The organism is Bradyrhizobium sp. P2_E8 (assembly GCF_056403875.1).
This window is the reverse complement of sequence record NZ_JBFUES010000662.1, coordinates 1-4,391: the sequence shown is the minus strand read 5'-3', so window position 1 is coordinate 4,391 and position 4,391 is coordinate 1. Positions and strand designations below refer to the sequence as shown.

Here is a 4,391-nt window from a genome sequence, read left to right as displayed (position 1 = left end):
GGTGCCGGTCGGATCCGGGTCCGTGTTGCCTGAGACGTCGTCGACGGTTCCGTCAGGAAGGCCGTTGGCGCCGCGATCGCCGCCGATCGACTCGTCGAGCGACAGCGTCGCGAGATGGGCCGAACCCTCCTCCGGCTGCTGCACCGTCACGTCAATCGACGGGCCGTCATCCTGGAAGCTGATGCTCGACTGTTGGGGCCCCGCGATCTCGATCGTCGCCGAGGACGTCGCGGTGTCATTGTCGCCGTCGGTGATGGTCGCGGTCAGCGTAACRCCGAGGCTCGCGCCCTCACCGACCAGGTTGAGGAACTGCGTCGAATCGAAATTGTTGAGGTCYGCGCCRTGGTCGATCGCCATGTACTGGTCGACGACGAGCTGGCCTCCCGAGAGGCTGCCYGCGTTGTCCAGYGTGATGCGRAKCGCGATCGGGCCGTTCGGATCGGCGCCGACATGACCAACGATCTCGGTGTCGCTGACCTTGAACAGGTAGATCGTGTCGTCGGAGTAGGTGTGGTTCGGATCCGTCACCTTCAACGTGGTGGCGATGCCGCCGCTCTCCGTTTCTTTGGCGCCCGAGAGYRCGAACGAATAGGCATAGTCGGTCGACTTCTCGCCGTCGGTGCCGGCAATCTTGGYGACGTCGAACAGCGCCTCCAGTTCGCCCTTCACGTCGCCTTCGCCGGCCRCCGTCTTCAGCTCGCCGATCGGATKGGTGCCGGTCGGATCCGGGTCCGTGTTGCCTGAGACGTCGTCGACGGTTCCGTCAGGAAGGCCGTTGGCGCCGCGATCGCCRCCGATCGACTCGTCGAGCGACAGCGTCGCGAGATGGGCCGAACCCTCCTCCGGCTGCTGCACCGTCACGTCAATCGACGGGCCGTCATCCTGGAAGCCGATGCTCGACTGTTGGGGCCCCGCGATCACGATCGTGGCCGAGGACGTCGCGGTGTCATTGTCGCCGTCGGTGATGGTCGCGGTCAGTGTAATGCCGAGGCTCRCGCCCTCACCGACCAGGTTGAGGAACTGCGTCGAATCGAAATTGTTGAGGTCCGCGCCGTGGTCGATCGCCATGTACTGGTCAACGACGAGCTGGCCTGCCGAAAGGCTGCCTGCGTTGTCCAGGGTGATGCGGATCGCGATCGGGCCGTTCGGATCGGCGCCGACATGGCCCACGATCTCGGTGTCGCTGACCTTGAACAGATAGATCGTGTCGTCGGAGTAGGTGTGGTTTGGGTCCGTCACCTTCAACGTGGTGGCGATGCCGCCGCTCTCCGTTACTTTGGCGCCCGAGAGCGCGAACGAATAGGCATATTCGGTCGACTTCTCGGTGTCCGTGCCACCATCCTTGACGACATTGAACAGAGCTGCCAGATCGCCCGGGCTTTCGACATTGCCGACATCGGTTTTCATCGTGCCGATCGGGTGGGTGCCGGTCGGATCCGGGCTCGTATTGCCCGAGACGTCGTCGAATGTTCCGTCCGGGAAGCCGTTCGCGCCGCGGTCACTGCCGATCGATTCGTCCAGCGACAAGGTTGCAAGACGCGTGGGTCCTTCGCCACCGTCAGCCACCGTCACCAGGATCGTCGGACCATCATCGAGAAATGACACGCCGAGCGAACCGGTCGACACCGCAGTCGCCGTATTGCCGGAGCCGTCGGTCACCGTCTGCTGCACGAAAACGACATCACCGAGCTGCGCGCCTTCGCTCGTGTCAGGCTCGGACGCGGTGCCGTGCTTGATGGCTTCATACTGGGCCACGTCGAGCTTCAGCGTCGCCGGATCGAGGTAGAGCTGGAAGGCGACTGCACCGTTCGGATCGGCGACGCCGCCGGCGCCCTCACGTCCGACGACCAGACTGCCCTCGGTGAACAGGAAGATTTCACTGCCGGTGACCGTGGCCTGCAGACCGGAATCGACGCCGGCGAACGCCGCGCCGGTAGAGGTTGTCAGCGCATAGACGATCGTTCCGGTCCCGCCGCTGCCGAAACCGGCGCTCGACGACGCGATCTCCGAAACGGCGCTTTGGGCCCATCCGATCAGTCCGACGGCGGAGAAGACTGCGGGCAGACCAGCATTGGGCTGATCGTTCGCGCCGTTCAGAATCTGGACATCGACGGTTTCATCGTGGATGACGACCGTACCGGAGAGCGTAAAGGCTGCGCTCGGCGCAGTCGTTGCGGGCAGTCCGGCGAACGTCTCCGGATTGAGGACCAAATTGCCGAGCTGTTCCTGCCCGTGCAGGTCCAACGGATTGCCGGCGTTCAAGGGATCGACCGCAGCATTGGAGAAGTTGGCGCCGCTGCCCTGGGCGTTGCCGTTGCCATCACCGGCCGCAGGAAGCACGGACTGGTCGGTGGTGATCGGGAAGAGGCTCGCGAATTCCTGCACGTTGACGTCGCGCCCGGGCGCCAGCTCGATGGAGAGCAGGTGCTGATCGTCGTGACGGGAATCGAAGACCGGATCGACCGTGATCGTCGATTTGTTGTCGAACAGAATGATCAGCTTCTCGCCGACGTGAACGAGCGTGATCTTTTCGTTGGCTATCGCGGAGAAATCGAGCTTGACCTTCTGGTCAAATCCGAGATGTACGACCACCGCCTGATCTGTTAGCGGCTTTGCCAGAGTGAATGTTCGAATTGGAGTTGTGTTGGTCGGAATAGCCGCGCCGGTAGCCTGCGCTACCTGAAATTGTGCGTTCATAATCTGCCTGCCCCTGCCAAAACACTGCGCAGTTCAAATCAAGTCTGTAGAAAGCAATTCGAAAAATGTCGCTATTAAGCTATTGTTAACCGAGGCGGGGGTCAACGAAATCAACTAGTTAACGAAGGGTTTTTGGTGCGCCGTGGTAAATTGGCTAATCCGTACACACAGCGTCGAAAAAGCATTTAAATTGAGCATCTTGCAACGAATTGACCGGGAAAACGCGGTGAGCGGGAGACCACCAATGCGGGTATTATTGTCCGCGGCCATCGCAATGTTGTCTGGGTTCGTCGCACCAGCCTTGGCAGAGGACGCATTGTCTCCCGTCGAACGAACGGTCAAATCCGCCCCCAATAAGGACACGCGAGTCGGCATCTTCATCAACGTACTACCCGATTGCACGTCGGGTCCCCTGCCGACGATCCGCCTGGTCAATGCGCCCGCGTCCGGGAAGGTGACGGTCAAGTCGGCGAAGGTGAAAGCCACGAACTACAAGTCATGCCTCGCGCTGGAAGTGCCGGCCTATGTCGCGTTCTACAAGTCGCAGCCCGATTTCATCGGCGACGACGTTCTGACGATCGAGGTCAAATATGCCGGCGGCCGGACGGAAATTCAGAAGATCACGGTCAACGTTGTGGGCCCCGGAGCGCAGCAGAAGATCTAGGCGCGCAGCCTCTTCACGGGGGCCGATGGGAGCGTCTGCCGGTCTTCACCAAATGAGGTCGGTGCTTGAAGCGATCGGATTGCCGGTCAGCCGAGCGATGCTGATCAAGCCGTCGGCCTGCCATTCATTGCGGTTTGACGCTGTTGGTGATTTTTGCTCTGTTAGCCGGTGATTTTAAGAATCCATTGGGGGCAACGATGCGCAATTTGATGGCCAAGGGTCTCGCGGCAGCCATTGTTATGGGAGGCGGCTTGGCCGGCAATCCCGGCGCAGCCACCGCCGCCGACATGGCGCTGCGGGCTTCACCAGGCGCGATCGGCAGCTGCTCGGAACTCGTCTTCAGCTGCGAGAACGGCAGGCAGTACCCCCTGTGCCCGATCGCGGTGTCCGTTGCCGGTGAGGTTGTGACGGCATCGCTGCATACGGGCCACTCCGGCGGCGTGCGTGTGCGCCTGGTCCCGATGGGAGTCGGATATCGCTATGCCGGTCCCGGCGTCTGGGTCGACGGCTTTCGCGGCAATGCCTTGCTCAATTTCGGCAAGCACAGCCAGATCGCCTGCACGATCGAGAACTACTGATCGATAGGACCGAGCGGCGCCTCCGCAAGGCGCGCCGCGCATCGGCCCCCGCCCGTCATCCCTTCGCGCGAACGACCACCGCTCGCGCTCGCGGGTACATGTAAGCCTTGGGACGGACGTAGACCGGACAATAGTTGTCCCACTGGTATTGCTGCCAATTCCATTTCCAGCAGCCGGCCTCGATCTCGGGATCGGGATACCAGTTCAGGCGATACGGTTCATCGCCGAAAGGGTACGGCCTCACCTGAGCGCTCGCGGGCAATGCGTACAAACAGACGGCAGTTGCGATCGCAACAAGACATGACTTGTACATGACTTTCTCCGAATATGTCGGCATAGTGTCAAACCGATAGGTTGGGATCAAGCTCGGTCGTCCCGGCACCCCCTCCGCGGCCGGCGGCCAGCCCCGATACCACGGGCCATTCGCCTGGCGCCCGGGCCTCTTTTGGAAG

4 protein-coding genes are annotated in these 4,391 nt (G+C 61.8%); 2 read left to right on the top strand and 2 right to left on the bottom strand.

The genetic code is table 11. From position 1 onward, the window contains the following. A partial coding sequence (locus tag AC1D00_RS29030) for a DUF5801 repeats-in-toxin domain-containing protein (protein ID WP_477013026.1) occupies positions 1-2,592 on the bottom strand: 2,592 nt, incomplete at its 3' end. Between the two features lie 421 nt (positions 2,593-3,013). On the opposite strand from AC1D00_RS29030, the gene AC1D00_RS29025 reads away from it, so the two are divergent. Both AC1D00_RS29025 and AC1D00_RS29020 read left to right on the top strand, forming a co-directional pair. After that, positions 3,014-3,361 carry a hypothetical protein gene (locus AC1D00_RS29025; RefSeq protein ID WP_477013025.1) on the top strand — a complete coding sequence of 116 codons (348 nt, stop codon included), beginning with the start codon at positions 3,014-3,016 and terminating at the stop codon, positions 3,359-3,361. Between the two features lie 146 nt (positions 3,362-3,507). Beyond that, a complete protein-coding gene (locus tag AC1D00_RS29020; protein WP_477013027.1) occupies positions 3,508-3,939 on the top strand; it encodes a hypothetical protein in 432 nt (143 codons plus the stop codon). Positions 3,940-3,994: 55 nt separating this feature from the next. Here AC1D00_RS29020 and AC1D00_RS29015 read toward each other — a convergent pair whose 3' ends face one another. Beyond that, complete coding sequence (locus AC1D00_RS29015) at positions 3,995-4,183, bottom strand: hypothetical protein (protein ID WP_271573284.1); 189 nt, start codon at positions 4,181-4,183, stop codon at positions 3,995-3,997. Between the last annotated feature and the right edge of the window lie 208 nt (positions 4,184-4,391).